The 15,240-nt window shown below is 69.4% G+C and carries 13 protein-coding genes; 8 read left to right on the forward strand and 5 right to left on the reverse strand.

The annotated features are described in order from the left end of the window. Nucleotides 1–92 precede the first annotated feature (92 nt). From ftsZ to ASF49_RS19405, 5 genes are all read left to right on the forward strand, one after another. Nucleotides 93–1,886: a cell division protein FtsZ gene (gene ftsZ, locus ASF49_RS19385; protein WP_056476895.1), complete on the forward strand. Its 1,794-nt coding sequence runs from the start codon at nucleotides 93–95 to the stop codon at nucleotides 1,884–1,886. A 328-nt stretch (nucleotides 1,887–2,214) separates the two neighbouring features. Next, complete coding sequence (gene lpxC / locus ASF49_RS19390) at nucleotides 2,215–3,162, forward strand: UDP-3-O-acyl-N-acetylglucosamine deacetylase (protein ID WP_056476898.1); 948 nt, start codon at nucleotides 2,215–2,217, stop codon at nucleotides 3,160–3,162. Between the two features lie 221 nt (nucleotides 3,163–3,383). Continuing rightward, nucleotides 3,384–4,262 carry an outer membrane protein assembly factor BamD gene (locus tag ASF49_RS19395; RefSeq protein WP_056476901.1) on the forward strand — a complete coding sequence of 293 codons (879 nt, stop codon included), beginning with the start codon at nucleotides 3,384–3,386 and terminating at the stop codon, nucleotides 4,260–4,262. A gap of 132 nt (nucleotides 4,263–4,394) precedes the next feature. Further along, nucleotides 4,395–6,062 (forward strand): DNA repair protein RecN, encoded by a 1,668-nt coding sequence (gene recN / locus ASF49_RS19400; RefSeq protein WP_056476904.1) that lies wholly within the window; start codon nucleotides 4,395–4,397, stop codon nucleotides 6,060–6,062. Nucleotides 6,063–6,208: 146 nt separating this feature from the next. After that, nucleotides 6,209–6,391, forward strand: a complete 183-nt coding sequence (locus ASF49_RS19405) for a hypothetical protein (RefSeq protein ID WP_056476907.1) — start codon at nucleotides 6,209–6,211, stop codon at nucleotides 6,389–6,391. Nucleotides 6,392–6,410: 19 nt separating this feature from the next. On the opposite strand, the gene ASF49_RS19410 is transcribed toward ASF49_RS19405, so the two are convergent. Continuing rightward, entirely contained in the window at nucleotides 6,411–6,653 is a 243-nt protein-coding gene (locus ASF49_RS19410; protein WP_056476910.1) for a hypothetical protein, read from the reverse strand. Nucleotides 6,654–6,742: 89 nt separating this feature from the next. After that, nucleotides 6,743–7,264, reverse strand: a complete 522-nt coding sequence (locus ASF49_RS19415; RefSeq protein WP_056476913.1) for a GcrA family cell cycle regulator — start codon at nucleotides 7,262–7,264, stop codon at nucleotides 6,743–6,745. A gap of 302 nt (nucleotides 7,265–7,566) precedes the next feature. Between ASF49_RS19415 and ASF49_RS19420 the strand changes: the two genes are divergently transcribed. Further along, a complete protein-coding gene (locus tag ASF49_RS19420) occupies nucleotides 7,567–8,247 on the forward strand; it encodes an HAD family hydrolase (protein ID WP_056476916.1) in 681 nt (226 codons plus the stop codon). Between the two features lie 92 nt (nucleotides 8,248–8,339). On the opposite strand, the gene ASF49_RS19425 is transcribed toward ASF49_RS19420, so the two are convergent. After that, nucleotides 8,340–9,056: a DUF4142 domain-containing protein gene (locus ASF49_RS19425; RefSeq protein WP_056476919.1), complete on the reverse strand. Its 717-nt coding sequence runs from the start codon at nucleotides 9,054–9,056 to the stop codon at nucleotides 8,340–8,342. Nucleotides 9,057–9,293: 237 nt separating this feature from the next. Here ASF49_RS19425 and ASF49_RS19430 point away from each other — a divergent pair, with 237 nt between their 5' ends. Continuing rightward, the gene (locus ASF49_RS19430) at nucleotides 9,294–9,944 is read left to right on the forward strand and encodes a CatB-related O-acetyltransferase (RefSeq protein ID WP_056476922.1); all 651 of its coding nucleotides are present in this window, start codon (nucleotides 9,294–9,296) and stop codon (nucleotides 9,942–9,944) included. Between the two features lie 444 nt (nucleotides 9,945–10,388). Then, a complete protein-coding gene (locus tag ASF49_RS24890; RefSeq protein ID WP_431739884.1) occupies nucleotides 10,389–10,538 on the forward strand; it encodes a DUF6968 family protein in 150 nt (49 codons plus the stop codon). 163 nt (nucleotides 10,539–10,701) lie between these two features. On the opposite strand, the gene polA is transcribed toward ASF49_RS24890, so the two are convergent. Beyond that, complete coding sequence (polA, locus tag ASF49_RS19435) at nucleotides 10,702–13,800, reverse strand: DNA polymerase I (protein ID WP_056476925.1); 3,099 nt, start codon at nucleotides 13,798–13,800, stop codon at nucleotides 10,702–10,704. 99 nt (nucleotides 13,801–13,899) lie between these two features. Beyond that, nucleotides 13,900–15,057, reverse strand: a complete 1,158-nt coding sequence (locus tag ASF49_RS19440) for a YihY/virulence factor BrkB family protein (protein ID WP_056476928.1) — start codon at nucleotides 15,055–15,057, stop codon at nucleotides 13,900–13,902. Between the last annotated feature and the right edge of the window lie 183 nt (nucleotides 15,058–15,240).

The raw sequence follows: 15,240 nt of genomic DNA on the forward strand, positions 1-15,240 counted from the left end.
CGGGGTGGGCGTGGACGGCCAGACCCAATCGGCGCTCCTGACTTCTAGGCAGGCGTCAAACGAAACGTGAAAGGCACGAGAGGCTCGACACCATGGCCATCAGTCTGCAGGCGCCGGATATCCGGGAACTCAAGCCCCGCATCACCGTCTTCGGTGTCGGCGGAGCCGGCGGCAACGCCGTCAACAACATGATCGAATCCGGCCTGCTGGGCTGCGAATTCGTGGTCGCCAACACCGACGCCCAGGCGCTGACCTCCTCGAAGGCCGAGCGCGTGATCCAGATGGGCCTCGGCGTGACCCAGGGCCTCGGCGCCGGCTCGCACCCCGAGGTCGGCTCGGCCGCCGCCGACGAGGTCATCGACGAGATCCGTGACCAGCTCTCCGGCGCCCACATGTGCTTCATCACCGCCGGCATGGGCGGCGGCACCGGCACCGGCGCGGCCCCCGTCATCGCCCGCGCCGCCCGCGACATGGGCATCCTCACCGTCGGCGTCGTCACGAAGCCCTTCCAGTTCGAGGGCGTGCGCCGGATGCGCACGGCCGAGGCCGGCATCCAGGAGCTCCAGGCCGCCGTCGACACCCTGATCGTGATCCCGAACCAGAACCTGTTCCGGGTCGCCAACGAGAAGACCACCTTCGCCGACGCCTTCGCGATGGCCGATCAGGTGCTCTACTCGGGCGTCGCCTGCATCACCGACCTGATGGTCAAGGAAGGCCTGATCAACCTCGACTTCGCCGACGTCCGCGCGATCATGCGCGGCATGGGCAAGGCCATGATGGGCACCGGCGAGGCCTCGGGCGAGAACCGCGCCAACCGCGCCGCGGAAGCCGCCATCGCCAACCCGCTCCTCGACGACGTCTCGATGAAGGGCGCCCGCGGCCTGCTGATCTCGATCACCGGCGGCAACGACCTCACCCTCTACGAGCTCGACGAGGCCGCCACCCGCATCCGCGAGGAGGTCGACTCGGACGCCAACATCATCCTGGGCGCCACCTTCGACGAGAGCCTCGACGGCATCATCCGGGTCTCGGTGGTCGCCACCGGCATCGAGCCGGCGCTGATCGCCGCCAACTCCCAGAACAACCCCGACATCGTGCAGACCGAGCAGCGCATCGCCGAGGTCGCCGAGCGTCTGCGCGCGGAAGCGAGGGCGCGGGCCGCACAGCCCGCGTCGACCTTTCGCCCCGTCGGACAGGACGGAGCCGTAGCGGCCCCGGCCGCGCCCTCCGCCCCGGCTTCGCTGCAGGCCGCCCCGCTCCAGGCCGCTCCGGTTCAGGCGCCGATGCAGCAGACCCTGCGCGCGCCCGAGCCGGTGGCCCTCGCCCCCGAGCCCATGCGGGTCGAGCTGCCGCAGGCTCCGGTGATGCGCGACGAGGTGATGCTGACGCAGACCCAGCCGCGCGCCGCCATGTCCTACGAGCCCGCGCCGCTGCCGGCCCCCGAGCCCGCGCCCCAGCACGCCGCCGGCCCGTTCGTGCCGCCCCGGCCGGCCGTGGCCGTGGCCCGCGCCCCCCGCATGCCGCAGATCCAGGACCTGCCGCTTCCCGCCCAGGCCCAGCTCCGGGCCCGCGAGGAGCAGCCGGCCGAGCCGGCCGCCGACTCCAAGCGCATGACGCTCCTGCGCCGCCTGGCGACGGTGGGCTTCGGTGGACGCCGCGAGGACGTGGAGGCCGCTCCGCTTCCGCAGATGCGGGCTCCCGCCGCCCCGGCCCCCCACGTCGCTCCGCCGGTCGACTACGCCAAGCGCGCGCCCGTGCAGGCGCCGCCGGCCTACCGGCCGGCCCAGGGCAACCTCGATCCACAGGGGCGTGTCGCGCCCCAGGCCCGCATGATGGACGACGACCAGCTCGAGATCCCGGCCTTCCTGCGCCGCCAGGCGAACTGAAGCCGGGGTCCGACGGGCCTTTCGACGCCACGGCTGAGACATTTCAGCCACAGGCCCGGAGCCTCGCGGCTCCGGGCTATGCCTATTGTTAAATCGTTGTTCCAAAACGAGATTCGGATTCGCTGGTAGAAACCGCGGCTGTAACACAGCGTAAGAATCCGTGATTTGGCCTGCCTTTGAGGCGCGGCTATACGAATTTTGGAACGACAAGGCGCGGTGGTTTCGACCATCAGACGCCGGCAGGGGCTTCAAGCAGCGGACGGATCGCAAGGGCTGAGAACCCATCCCCCCGGGATGGGCGCGCCCGATCACGGCCGAGGGCTATGGAATGCGAACGAACCAACAGACGACACTCAAAGCCCCCGCGACCCTGAGCGGCATCGGCGTACACTCCGGAAACCCGGTCGCGATCACGCTGCATCCGGCGCCCGCCAACCACGGCATCGCCTTCCTCCGCACCGGAATGCCCACCGGCAACGACCGGCTCATCAAGGCCCACCACGCCTGCGTCTCCGCCACCGAGCTCTGCACCGTCATCGGTGACGTCGAGAGCGGCGCGGTCGCCACCATCGAGCACCTGATGTCGGCGCTCTACGGTCTCGGGATCGACAACGTCCTCGTCGAGATCGACGGCCCCGAGATGCCCATCCTCGACGGCAGCGCCCTTCCCTACGTCCAGGCCATCGACGCCGTCGGCACCGCGAGTTGCGGAGCCGCCAAGCGCTGGATCAAGGTGCTCCGCTCCGTCCGCATCGAGGTCGGCCGGGCCTTCGCCGAACTCCGCCCCATCGACCGGGGCTTCCGCCTCGACGTCGAGATCGATTTCGAGAATCCGGTCATCGGCCGCAGCCGCAAGGCGATGGACCTGACCCCCTCCGCCTACCGCCGCGAGATCGCCGGCGCCCGCACCTTCGGCATGATGCGCGACGTGGAGCGCTACTGGAAGGCGGGCTTCGCCCTCGGCGCCTCCCTCGAGAACACCGTCGCGGTCGGCGAGACCGCCGTCGTGAACCCCGAGGGCCTGCGCTACGCCGACGAGTTCGTCCGCCACAAGTTCCTGGACGCCGTGGGCGACCTCGCCCTCGCCGGACTTCCGCTCCAGGGCGGCTACCGCTCCTATTGCGGCGGCCACCGCATGAATGTCGGCGTCCTCACCGCCCTGTTCTCCGATCGCGCCAACTACGCCATCGTCGAGGGTCCCGGCGTCCGCCGCGAGGCCAGCCTGACCGAGTTCGGCGCCAGCCTCGGCATCGCCGCCTTCGTCGGCGATCTGTAGCGCCACCGACACACAGCCTTCGTTTCTGTGAAGGGCGTGGCCCGCCCGCCGCTTTCGCGCCCAAATCGCGCTCCACGGTGAATCGAGCGTGAAACGGGACGTCCGTCCGGTGTGCAGCGCACCCGGATCGTGGCATGAGGCCGTCAGCCACGCGACCGACCTTTGTGATGGCTTGACGACGCGCGTCCGAGAACGGACCCGTCTGTTGGGGGAAGACCGGAATGCGCCTTACTCATCCCAACCGCGGTGCGATGGCGGCCGTGCTGGTGTCCGTCATCGGCCTCGGCCTCGGCGGGTGCGACGCCCTCGACTCGATCAACCCCTTCGCCGAGAAGTACAAGCCCGAGGTCATCCCGGACGTCCCAGCCGACAAGCTCTACAGCGAGGGCTTGGCGCGGATGGAGGACAAGGACTACGAGGGCGCCTCGAAGAAGTTCGGCGAGCTCGACAAGGCCTACAGCTACTCGGACTGGTCGCGCAAAGCGCTGCTGATGACAGCCTACGCGAATTACGAGGGCGCGAAGTACGACGACGCCATCAACGCCTCGAAGCGCTACCTGCAGCGCCATCCGGCGAGCAAGGACGCGGCCTACGCGCAGTACCTCATGGCGATGTCGCACTATAAGCAGATCCCCGACGTGACCCGCGACCAGGATCGCTCCGAGAAGGCGCTCGCCGGCCTGCAGGAGCTCGTCCAGAAGTATCCGACCTCCGAATACGCGGCCGACGCCAAGGCCAAGATCCAGATCACCCGCGACCAGCTCGCCGGCAAGGAGATGGAGGTCGGGCGCTTCTACCTCGAGCGCCGCAACTTCCCGGCCGCGATCAACCGGTTCCGCGACGTGGTCAGCAAGTACCAGACGACCCGGCACGCCGAGGAGGCCCTGGAGCGCCTCACCGAGGCCTACATGGCCCTCGGCCTGACCCAGGAGGCGCAGACCGCCGCCGCCGTGCTCGGCCACAACTTCCCCGACAGCCCCTGGTACAAGGACGCCCACGCGCTCCTGCAGAACGGGGGGCTGGAGCCGCGCGAGGAGAAGACCTCCTGGCTCAGCAAGGTCTATCGCGGCGTCATCGGCCGCACCGCCGAGGCCCAGTAGGCCTCGCTTCCGGTTCCTTCGCCGAGTGCCGCTTTGCCGCTCCCCGTCGGGGGCGGCATCTTTTTGCGTGAAGCCGGCGCCACTTCGCCGTAAACACGGCGCCAGCGTTCACAACGGGACCTCAGACGCGGCATGCTGAGCCAGCTCGCGATCCGCGACATCGTTCTCATCGACAAGCTCGTCCTGAACTTTCGCGAGGGCCTCAGCGTCCTCACGGGCGAGACGGGCGCGGGCAAGTCGATCCTGCTCGACGCCTTCGCCCTGGCGCTCGGCGGCCGCGGCGACGGTCGCCTCGTGCGCCATGGGGAAGGGCAGGGCGCCGTCACCGCCGTGTTCGACGTGCCCCTCGACCACCCGGCCCGCATCCTCGCGGCCCAGGCTGAGATCGACACCGAGGGCGATCTCATCCTGCGGCGCGTGCAGATGGCCGACGGGCGCACCCGCGCCTTCGTCAACGACCAGGCCGTCGGCGTCCAGGTGCTGCGGGCCATCGGCGCGGCCCTCGTCGAGATCCACGGCCAGCACGACGACCGGGCGCTCGCCGATCCCACCACCCACCGGGCCATCCTCGACGCCTTCGGCGGCCTGCAGGGTCCGCTCGCCCAGGTGGCCGAGGCGGCCAGGCGGGTGAAGGGCGCGCGCTCCGCCCTGTCCGAACACCGCGCCCGGGTCGAGGCCGCCGCCAAGGAATCCGACTTCCTGCGCCACGCCGTGGCGGAGCTGGAGGCCCTCGCCCCGGAGCCGGGCGAGGAGACCACGCTGGCCGAGCGCCGCACGGTGATGCAGCAGAGCGAGAAGGTCGCGCGCGAGCTGAACGAGGCGATCGAGGCCTCGGGCGGCCCCATCGTCTCCCACCTCTCCTCGGCCCTGCGCAAGCTGGAGCGGCGGGCGGCGCAGCTGCCGGCCCTGGTCGAGCCCTGCGTCGCCGCCCTCGACACGGCCCTGACCGCCCTCGACGAGGCCCATACCATCCTCGACGTGGCCCTGCGCGAGGCCGAGTTCGATCCGCGCGAACTCGAGCGGGTGGAGGAGCGGCTGTTCGCGCTCCGTGCCGCCTCGCGGAAGTACCAGGTGCCGGTCGACGACCTCGCGGCCCTGCGCGAGCGCTACGCCGCGGACGTCGCCGCCATCGATGCCGGCGAGGAGGCCCTGGGCGGGCTGGAGGCCACCCTGGCCGCCGCCGAGGCCGCCTACGCCAAGGCCGCCGCCAAGCTCACCGAGGGGCGCAGGCGGGCGGCCAAGGCCCTCGACGCGGCGGTGAAGGCCGAGCTGCCGCCGCTCAAGCTGGAGCGCGCCCGCTTCATCACCGAGATCGCCACCGATCCGGAGTCCCGCGACGCGTCGGGCTACGACCGGGTGGAGTTCTGGGCGCAGACCAACCCGGGCACGCGCCCGGGGCCGATGATGAAGGTCGCCTCGGGCGGCGAGCTCTCCCGCTTCATGCTCGCCCTGAAGGTGGTGCTCGCCGACAAGGGCTCGGCGCCGACCCTGATCTTCGACGAGATCGACACCGGCGTCGGCGGGGCGGTGGCGGATGCCATCGGCGCCCGCCTGGGACGCCTGGCCACGCGGGTGCAGGTGGTGGCCGTCACCCACGCGCCGCAGGTGGCCGCACGGGCGGAGACGCATTTCCTGATCGCGAAGGACCCCGTCAAGGGCAGCGACCGGGTCGCCACCCGGGTCGCTTCCCTGGAAGCGCCCGCGCGGCGCGAGGAGATCGCCCGCATGCTCGCCGGTGCCACGGTGACGGACGAGGCCCGGGCGGCGGCCGCGCGCCTGCTTCAATCCGCCGACGCCTGATCGTCGGACGAACACCGTCCGTTAACGCTCTCTTAACCATGTTCGGCGAGGCTCGATGGACGGCGAGTGCGCTTCGATTCGGCGCCGGCGTTGGATCGCTCGAACGAGGGACTGAGACGTTGGACCAGAGAGTTTGCGACGGCGAGATGCGGGAGGACACTGCGCATGCGTGTCAGCCCAACCTGCCCGACGACACGCGGTATCGTCTCGGGACAGCCCTGCGCTCGATCTACGAAGAGACCTGCGACACCCTGCCGATTCCCGACAGCCAGATCGACCTCCTGCTGCGCCTGCGGCACAAGGAGCGCGACCTGCGGCGGCTCGACTGAGGCTGCCGGCCGGGCCTCGCTACCAGCGCCGCGCGTTCGGCTGACGCTTGTACTCGGCAGCGCGGATCTGGGTGAGGACGCGGTCCAGGCTGAGAAGCAGGGCCTTCTCGTCCGCGGCCGCCTGATCGACCGCTTCCTGACCGGGACCGAACTGCCGGCGCAGCTGCACCAACGACAATTGGCGTTCCAGGTCCTCGCGCTGCGCATGCAGGTCGAGGAAAGCGGCCTCGTCGGCGTCGATTGCGCTCGTTGGCTCCGTCACGGCTCGTCACCTTCTTTCGCCGGCCTGGAACCGGCGACGGTGATCAACGCGCGAAGTCTCGAAACCGTGCCGCGCCGAGGCGCACGGGATCAGCGAAAGCCGCCGACGCGCCGGTCGCGCTTGCGCTCGGCCGCCGGCTGGTAGGCGATCTGCGCGTGGGTGGTGCAGTAGGGCAGGCCGGTGATCGAGCGGTCGCCGCAATAGTGGAAGTCGGGCGAGGTCGGGTCGCCGATGGGCCAGCGGCACATCGATTCCCGCAGGTCCATGATCGTCACGCGGCGCGAGATCGTCAGGGAGACGGGCGCCACCACGGCGGGTGCGGCGACGGGGGCCTCGAAGGCGACCGGAGCCGTATCGGGTTCGGCGACCGCCAGAGCCGGCGCCACGACCTCCAGCTCGGCCTCGCGCACGGTCTTGCGCGGCGAGGCGCCGGACGTCTCGCCGGACTTCACCCGACCCGACAGGCCGAGACGGTGAACCTTGCCGATGACAGCATTGCGGGTCACGCCGCCGAGCTGCGTCGCGATCTGGCTGGCGCTCAGGCCGTCCTCCCACAGCCGGCGCAGGAGATCGACCCGCTCATCCGACCAACCCGGGACCGTTTCCGCCATAGCCCCCTCCGAAATCGCCCGCTTCCGCCCGTTCGGCTCACGTGACGCCCCTGCGCCCGGCCTGTGGCGCGGACATCGAGGCCGTCATCGATGATGGGCAGCGGCCCCCCGGCCGTCGATGAGCGAACCGTACAGGAGGCCGAGACGCCGAGGCAAGTGCGGCCGGAACGGTGGCCGGGTGACCCGATCACCTGTCCACCGGCAAAGGCCGGGCGGACCCGCGCGGGCCGGCCTCGCCCGCTTAGCCGGGATGGGCTAGAGCGGCGGCTCCGCCCATCTGCTTCCCGATCCTGCGAGTGTCCATGACCGCCCTGCCGCCCATCGCCGTCTTCGATCTCGACGGGACCCTGGCCGAGACCGCCGGCGACCTCATCGGCACCCTCAACGTGATCCTGCGTCGCGAAGGCCTCCGGACGCTGCCCCTCGAACAGGCCCGGGACATGATCGGGGCAGGGGCGAAGGCCCTGATCCAGCGCGGCTTCACCACCGCCGGCGAGCCGCTGTCGACCGAGCGCCTGGAGGCGCTGTTCTCGGACTTCATCGCCCATTACGGCGACCATCTCTGCGAGCAGTCGCACCTGTTCCCGGGCGTCGTCGAGGCCTTGGACGCCCTCCGGACCCGCGGCTTCCTCCTCGCCGTCTGCACCAACAAGTACGAGGGCCAGGCCGTGCGCCTGCTCGGCCTGCTCGGCATCGCCGATCGCTTCGCGACGATCTGCGGCCGCGAGACCTTCCCCTACTTCAAGCCCGACCCGCGCCACATCTCCCTGACGATCGCGCGCGCCGGCGGCGATCCTGACCGCGCCGTGATGGTGGGCGATTCCCGCGCCGACATCGACGCCGCCAAGGCCGCCGGCATCCCCGTGGTGGCCGTCCCCTTCGGCTACACCGACCTGCCGGTGACCGAACTCGGTCCGGATCGGGTCATCGCCCATTTCGACGAACTCGGCGCCGCCGTGGAGGCTCTGGTCCCCACCGCCTGACGGGCGACGGGCCTCGCCACGAAAAAGGGCCGCCCCGTGGGGCGGCCCTTTCCCGTTTCCGGCGGGTGTGTCTCTGACGGGGTTGGCGCCGATCAGTTGATGCGGTCGGCGAGGTTGGCCGAGTGGGCGTGCTCGCCGGCGATGTAGGGCAGCGCCTGGTTGGCGAATTCGCGACCCTGCGTGCTGTCGCCGTTGCGGGCGTAGGAGGCGTAGAGGCCGAGGGTGCGGGCGTCCGAATTGGCCTGCTGGTCGACATAGGTCCGGTCGAAGTCGCGGCCCGAGCGGGCGGACTTCAGGCGGTCGATGCGGCCCTGGCCCTCGGCGCCGATGGCGACGCGGCGGCCCGGCTCGGCGGGGCTGTTGTCCACGAGGCCGACGCCGCCGAGGACGCCGCCGACCACGCGCTGGGCGATGGTGGCCGAGATCGTCACCGGAGCGAGCACGACGCCGACCGGATTGTCGAGGCGGGTCTCGAAGGGCTGGGTGTCGGAGACGACGGTGCCGCCGGCGGTCAGCGAGGTGCCCTCGGGCAGCAGGGCCTGGGTGGTGGCCTTACGCTCGACGAGGACGTTGTGGGCGTACTGACGGACGCGCGGGTTGCGCGAGCGCTCCAGGGCGATGCGGCTCGACTCGATGCTGACGGCATCCGAGCGCAGGGCGGCGGCGCGGAAGTCGGAGGTGTCGGTCACGGCCGGCTGGTTGCCGTCGAACTGCGGGGCGACGCGGAAGGACAGGGGCTCCTGGGCCAGGGCCGGGGTGGCGAGGGCGGCGACCGACAGGCCGAGGGCGGCAAGGAGGGACTTGTTCATGGCGAGATCTCTTTCCGGGGCGCCTGAGCGGCGCCGTTCTCGAGGTTCGTTTGCGGTGCGGCAACACGTGGCCCGGCAGGGCGTTCCACCCTGCGTCGCATTGGAGCGTTGCGTTTCGGGGGGTGTTATTCCGCGCGACCGACTCCACGGCCGGTCCGCGGCCCGCGGCGCAGCCGGTCCGAAAATCGGGTGTCACATCCGCCAGCGGGCCTTGTCCCGCGCCTTCCGAGAGGCCCTATGATCGAACCCCAGCCGCTCTTCGACGACCTCACCCGCTTCCACCTCGCCCGTGAGATCGAGCGCTGGGGCTGGTCGATCGGAGCACATACCTACGGAGCGCCGCGCGTGCTGGAGGCAGGCCTCGCCGGCCTGACCATCGGGCGCTTCTGCTCCATCGGGCCGAGGGTCACGATCACGCTGGGTAATCACCGCACCGATCTCGTGACCACTTATCCGTTCCGGGCCATCGCCGGCCTCGTCGGAGGCGGGCCGTGGGCGCCGGCCCTGGGGTCGGGACCGGATCACGACAGCCGCGGCGATGTGGTGATCGGCGACGAGGTCTGGCTCGGGGCGAACTCCACAATTCTCTCGGGCGTCACCGTCGGCACCGGCGCGGTCATCGGGGCGGGCGCGGTGGTGCGGTGCGACGTACCGCCCTACGCGATCGTGACCGGCAACCCGGCCACGGTGGTCCGCCTCCGCTTCGACGAAACGACCATCGCGCGGCTGCTGCGCACGAACTGGTGGGCCTGGCCCGACGCGCGGATCGCCGCTTACCTACCCCTGATCCTCGGCAGCGACATCGCCGCCTTCCTCGACCGGGCCGAGGCGGAGTCGGCCTTCGATGCAGTTGCCATCCCGTCTGACTTATCACCCGAGGCACGATGATCATGCTCGCCATGGCCATGCTCTGGCTCAAGGGACTTCGCGAAGGCGCCGTCGTTCGCAAAATTTCTGGCTAACGACGACGCCGGGTCGGGGTAGGGATTATTTCTTGAGCTTTTCCGGCTTTTAGGGTGGGATTATAGGCTCATAATTGAGGATTCGACGAAGTCGCACCGAAGTCTCCTTCAAGTTGGATCAGATTTGGATGCTATCGTTTGTCGCGTCGCAATCCAGAAGCTTCTACTGCTGCTGAAGTTTGACCCAAATCAACCTCGGGCTCCCGCAGGAGCCACGGGTCGCGGACAATGGGTCACGGGAGTTGGTGCTGGATCAGAAGCTGGCAGCTTGAATGAAATTCCTGTCGCTACGCGCCGCTATGCTCAGCTTTCCGAACGTCCGCAAGAATTTTGCGATGATCAATACAAACGAGACGCGTTTCATTGTAGAATGGTACAGATAAAAATAACAATATTCGCCCCCGAGACCGACGATATCTCGTGGATTTGCAGATACAGAATTGATTGGCCCTCGGGTATCAGGTCAAGTTTCGGTGTCGGTTTCGATGCCGTGCAGGTTCTCCACTTAACGTTGCAATAGATTGGCATCGACATTTACATGAGTGAATACCATTCAAGTGGTCGCCTCTTCTGGGGTGAGAAAGGTGCGGGTTATGGATTTCCCGTCCCCAGGAACGGGCGGAGTTTCCTGATCGGCGACGATCTGACTTTCGAAGGTTGAGTGCGCACCGCACCAGCACGCTTCAATGCGCCTCCTCCCAGTTCAGGGCGGCGCGGGCCTCGACCACCAGCGGCACCTTCAGGGTCAGGGCGGGGGCGGGGGCGTCGACCATGATGCGGGTGATCACCGGCAGGGCCTTCGCCACCTCGTCCTCGGGCGCCTCGAACACGAGCTCGTCGTGCACCTGCAGGAGCATGCGCACGTTGAGGCGCTCGGCCCGCAGCGCTTCCTCTATGCGGATCATCGCCCGGCGGATGATGTCGGCGGCCGAGCCCTGGATCGGGGCGTTGATGGCCTGGCGCTCGACGCTCGCGCGCTCGTTCGGGTTGTTCGAGCGGATCTGCGGATAATGGCAGACCCGGCCGAACAGGGTGGTGACGTAGCCGAGGTCCCGGCAGCGGCGCTTGGTGTCGTCGATATAGGCGCGGATGCCGGGGAAGCGCTCGAAATACTGCTTGATGAAGGCGGAGGCCTCCTCGCGGCCGATGCCGAGGCGATCGGCGAGGCCGAAGGCCGAGATGCCGTAGATGATGCCGAAGTTGATGGTCTTGGCCCGCCGGCGCAGGTCCGGCGTCATCTCGGCGAGCGGCACGCCGAACATCGCGCTGGCGGTGGCCGCGTGGATGTCGATGCCGTCCGCGAAGGCCTGGCGCAACTGCGGGATGTCGGCGATGTGCGCCAGCAGGCGCAGCTCGATCTGGCTGTAATCGGCCGAGATCAGGCGGTTGCCCTCGGCCGCCACGAAGGCGCGGCGGATGCGGCGGCCTTCCTCCGTGCGGATCGGGATGTTCTGGAGGTTCGGCTCGGAGGAGGAGAGCCGGCCGGTGGTGGTGGCGGCCAGGGAGAACGAGGTGTGGACCCGGTCGGTCTCGCGGTCGGCATGCTGCTGCAGCGAATCCGTGTAGGTGGATTTCAGCTTGGCGAGCTGGCGCCATTCGAGGATCTTCTTCGGCAGCGGGTGCCCGGCCTGGGCCAGCTCCTCCAGCAGGGTCGCGGGCGTCGCCCACTGGCCCGAGGGCGTCTTCTTGGCGCCGGGCAGGCCCATCTTGCCGAACAGGATGTCGCCGATCTGCTTCGGGGACGAGACCTGGAATTTTTCGCCCGCATCCTCCTGGATCTCTTCTTCCAGGCGCACCAGGATCTGCGAGAAGTCGCCCGAGAGCCGGCTCAGCATGTTGCGGTCGACGCGGATGCCCGCCGCCTCCATGCGCGCGACGACCGGGACCAGCGGGCGCTCCAGAGTCTCGTAGACCGCGACGCGATGCTCGGCCACTAGGCGCGGCTTCATCATCCGCCACAGGCGCAGAGTCACGTCTGCATCCTCGGCCGCGTAGGCGGTGGCCTTGTCCAGGGCCACCCGGTCGAAGGTGATCTTGGCCCGACCCGTGCCGGCGACATCCGAGAAGGTGATGGGCTGGTGGCCGAGATGGCGGCGGGCGAGCTCGTCCATGCCGTGTCCGCCCTTGCCGGCATCGAGCACGTAGGAGATCAGCATGGTGTCGTCGAAGGGCGCCACGCGGATGCCGGACCGCGACAGCACGGCGAGGTCGTATTTCAGGTTCTGCCCGACCTTGAGCACCCCCGGATTCTCCAGGAGCGGCTTCAGGCGCGCGATGACCACCTTCGCGTCGAGCTGGCCGGCTGCCGGCTGGAACGCGTCCGTCGCCGCCTTGGCATCGCCGAACAGGTCGCCGTCGGCACCCTTCACGGGCTCGACATGCCTGAGGGGGATGTAGGCCGCCCGGCCCGGCGCCACGCAGAGGGAGACGCCGACGAGGTTGGCGGTGTTGGCATCGAGCGAATCCGTCTCGGTGTCGACCGCGATCACGCCGGCCTCCTCGGCCTCGGCGATCCAGGCGTCGAGCTGCTCCACCGACCCGATCGTCTCGTAGGCGGCCGTGTCGAAGGGCTTGACCGATTCCGCCGCCCGCGCCGCCACGAGGCCGGCGGGCGTCGGCTCCGAGGGGCCGCGGGGCTTGGGCGCGACGTCGGTCAGGCCGAGATCGGCGAAGGGGTCGACCTCGCCGTTCGGGGCGCCGGACGCGGTCTCGGGATCGACGGGCACGGGATCCCCATGCGCGTCGGGAAAGAACGGCGCGTCGGGCGCGGGCTCGCGGTTCGGCAACAGCGCCGGGTCGGGCTGCACTGCCTCCGGGTCGACGTGGAGCATCTGGGCGATGCGCCGGGTCAGCGTGTTGAACTCCATCGCCTTGAGGAAGCCGACGAGCTTCTGGGGGTCGGGCTTGGGCAGGCGCAGGTCGTCCAGCGGGATCGGAACCGGCACGTTCTCCTCCAGCGCCACGAGCCTTCGCGAGAGCCGGGCCTGGTCGATGCTGGCGAGCAGGGTCTCGCGGCGCTTGGGCTGCTTGATCTCGGCGGCCCGCTCCAGCAGGGCGTCGAGGCTGCCGTATTCCTTGATCAGGGCCGCGGCGGTCTTCAAGCCGATGCCGGGCACGCCCGGCACGTTGTCCGAGGTGTCGCCGATGAGCGCCAGGGCGTCGCCGATCTGCTCGGGGGTCAGGCCCTCCCACTTGGCGATGATCGCCTCGCGGTCGAGGTTGCGCTCCGGCCGGTAGCCGGGCTTGCCCTTGGCGCCGGATTCGAAGTCGTAGAACCGCACCAGGGGTCCGACGAGCTGCATCAGGTCCTTGTCGGAGGAGACGATGATGACGCCGGCTCCCCGCGCCTCGGCCTGGCGCGAATAGGTGGCGATGAGGTCGTCGGCCTCGTAGCGGATCAGCTCGATCGGCTGCAGGCCGAAGGCCCGCACGGCGTCGCGCATCAATGGCATCTGCCGCTTGAGGTCGTCCGGCGCGTCGGGCCGGTGGCCCTTGTAGTCGGGAAACAGCTCCTTGCGGAACGAGCCCTCCGACTTGTCGAACACGATGGCCAGGTGCGTCGGCATCACGCCGGCCGCCCCCTCCTGCACGAACTGGGCGATCTTGGTGCAGAACAGCCGCACCGCCCCGGTGGGCAGGCCGTCCGAGGGCCGGGTGTTGTACTTCTGGTCCTGGTTGATCGACTGGAAGTAGGCCCGGAAGATGAACGACGAGCCGTCGACCAGGATGATCTGATCGCCGGGGCCGACGGGCTTCTGCTCGGAGATCGTCTCGGCGGTCATGCGGAGGTCACGGATCCTTGGGAAAGGGGCTTCTGTCTAAAGCGACCCTCTGAGAAGCGCTACGCCTGTTAAGGGCGTGAGCGGTCTCTCCCGGGCGCTTCAGGTCGCAGCCCCTACCGTATCGGCCATCCGGGCGTCGCGGGTGCCCAGGGGCTGCTCCGGCCCGCGCGTCGTGTCGGCCTCGGTCTGGTGCTCCATCTCGGCGTTGATCTCGGCGCCGATGAGCACGATCGTGGTCGAGATCCAGATCCAGGTCATGAAGCCGATCACGGCGCCCAGCGAGCCGTAGGTCTCGTTGTACTTGCCGAAATTGGAGACGTACCAGGAGAAGCCCAGCGAGGTGGCGAGCCAGGCCACGGCCGCGATCGCGCTGCCCCAGGTCACCCAGCGCCAGCGCGGCGCATCGCGGCTCGGGCCGTAGCGGTAGAGCAGGGCGAGGCCGCCGAGCACGGCCAGGAGCAGCACCGGCCAGCGCAGTAGGGCGATGTACCAGGCCTCGGCGCTCAGGCCCACGATGGCGATGGCCGCCGGCACCACCACGATGCCGACCAGCGCCAGGATGATGAACAGGAGTGCGCCGGCCGTGAAGGCGAGCGAGCGCAGGTTGAGCCAGAGGAAGCTGCGCGTCTCGCGCTCCTCGTAGACGATGTTGAGGGCCGAGAAGACCGCCTTCATGCCCCCGTTGGCGCTCCACAGCGACAGGACGATGCCGGTGAAGAAGGTCAGGCCCAGGGTGGTGTCGCCCTTGGCGGCGATGCGCTTGACCTGCTCGCCGATGATCTCGAGGGCCCCGGAGGGAACGACTCCCTGCAGGCTCTGCAGGTGCTCGTTGATGGTGGCCACATCCGCCACGAGCCCGTAGCACGAGACCAGGGCCGCGATGGCCGGGAAGATCGCCAGGAGCACGTAGAAGGTCACCCCGGCGGCGACCGAGACGATGTTGTTCTCCGAGACGTCGTGGAACACCCGCAGGCCGATGTCCTTCCAGCCCTTGGCCGGGATCTCGGACGGCGTGCGCGCCTTGCGGCCGCGCTCGGGCTCGCTGTCGGCCACCCGGCGGGCCTCGGGACCGGCATGGGACGGGGAGGGCCGGCGGGTCGGATCCCTCGGCATCGCCCGGGCCGGCGACGATCCGCCCGTCCGGCGCGGGAGCGCGACGAAGCCGAGGAGCGCGGTGGCGAGGGCGACGGTCCAGAGGGTGGAATTCCTGGTCTCGGCGGGGTCTCGTGCGGCCGAACGCTCGTTCTGTGTTGTCATCGATCGTCCGTTCCGCCGCAGGAATCGTCATCGCGAGGTGACGCCGGGACGTGACGCCGGTATGTCTCGACGCACCAAGCGTTCCTTCAGCAACACGGCCCGGCGGCAAAGTGTTTCCTGGCCGCTCACGGAAAAGCGAGCGGACGGGCTGCGCCGGGGCCGGCGAACTTATTCCGCGAAACT

It is taken from the genome of Methylobacterium sp. Leaf104, assembly GCF_001422885.1.
Taxonomy (GTDB): domain Bacteria; phylum Pseudomonadota; class Alphaproteobacteria; order Rhizobiales; family Beijerinckiaceae; genus Methylobacterium.

Excerpts from the sequence above, each read along its gene's own strand:
- ftsZ (WP_056476895.1), top strand. The coding sequence starts at position 93 with ATGGCCATCAGTCTGCAGGCGCCGGATATCCGGGAACTCAAGCCCCGC.
- lpxC (WP_056476898.1), top strand. The coding sequence starts at position 2,215 with ATGCGAACGAACCAACAGACGACACTCAAAGCCCCCGCGACCCTGAGC.
- ASF49_RS19395 (WP_056476901.1), top strand. The coding sequence starts at position 3,384 with ATGCGCCTTACTCATCCCAACCGCGGTGCGATGGCGGCCGTGCTGGTG.
- recN (WP_056476904.1), top strand. The coding sequence starts at position 4,395 with ATGCTGAGCCAGCTCGCGATCCGCGACATCGTTCTCATCGACAAGCTC.
- ASF49_RS19405 (WP_056476907.1), top strand. The coding sequence starts at position 6,209 with ATGCGGGAGGACACTGCGCATGCGTGTCAGCCCAACCTGCCCGACGAC.
- ASF49_RS19415 (WP_056476913.1), bottom strand. The coding sequence starts at position 7,264 with ATGGCGGAAACGGTCCCGGGTTGGTCGGATGAGCGGGTCGATCTCCTG.
- ASF49_RS19420 (WP_056476916.1), top strand. The coding sequence starts at position 7,567 with ATGACCGCCCTGCCGCCCATCGCCGTCTTCGATCTCGACGGGACCCTG.
- ASF49_RS19425 (WP_056476919.1), bottom strand. The coding sequence starts at position 9,056 with ATGAACAAGTCCCTCCTTGCCGCCCTCGGCCTGTCGGTCGCCGCCCTC.
- ASF49_RS19430 (WP_056476922.1), top strand. The coding sequence starts at position 9,294 with ATGATCGAACCCCAGCCGCTCTTCGACGACCTCACCCGCTTCCACCTC.
- ASF49_RS24890 (WP_431739884.1), top strand. The coding sequence starts at position 10,389 with ATGGTACAGATAAAAATAACAATATTCGCCCCCGAGACCGACGATATC.
- polA (WP_056476925.1), bottom strand. The coding sequence starts at position 13,800 with ATGACCGCCGAGACGATCTCCGAGCAGAAGCCCGTCGGCCCCGGCGAT.
- ASF49_RS19440 (WP_056476928.1), bottom strand. The coding sequence starts at position 15,057 with ATGACAACACAGAACGAGCGTTCGGCCGCACGAGACCCCGCCGAGACC.